This window comes from Amphritea pacifica (assembly GCF_016924145.1).
In the GTDB taxonomy this organism is placed as follows: domain Bacteria; phylum Pseudomonadota; class Gammaproteobacteria; order Pseudomonadales; family Balneatricaceae; genus Amphritea; species Amphritea pacifica.
On sequence record NZ_JAFFZO010000133.1, the window covers coordinates 1 to 407 of the forward strand.

1 protein-coding gene is annotated in these 407 nt (G+C 42.8%); it reads right to left on the reverse strand.

Translation table 11 applies throughout. The annotated features are described in order from the left end of the window. The coding region (locus JW499_RS21765; RefSeq protein ID WP_232846582.1) for an exonuclease/endonuclease/phosphatase family protein at nt 1-329 on the reverse strand (329 nt) is incomplete at its 3' end. Nucleotides 330-407 lie beyond the last annotated feature (78 nt).

A 407-nucleotide genomic window follows, 5' to 3' on the forward strand; every position in this document is an offset into this window, starting at 1 on the left:
CGTGTGTCTCTGACTGCTTTCCTGAATTCCTGATCTGTTATTATATAGTCAATGACAGATCTGGTTCCCCTGCCTTCCCAAGTATACCGGTGAATGTTCTTATGTTTAAAAAAGGAGTTTGTGATAACTAGGCCCATACTGGCACAGAAATCCAAGAGCTGTTTTCCATTCCTGTTGGCCTCCATATCCTCTCCAAACTTACCCATAACCTTTTCATACCCTTCTGTTCGATTTCCTATCCTGGCATTGAAGTCACCCATGAGCAAAACACTGTCCTTGTCCTTTACTCTAACAACTACATCACTGAGTGCGTTGTAAAATCTGTCCATCTCATCTTGCTCTGTCCCTTCACAGGGCGAATACACTGACACAATCCTAATTTTCTTGCTGGAGATGGCCAAATCTAT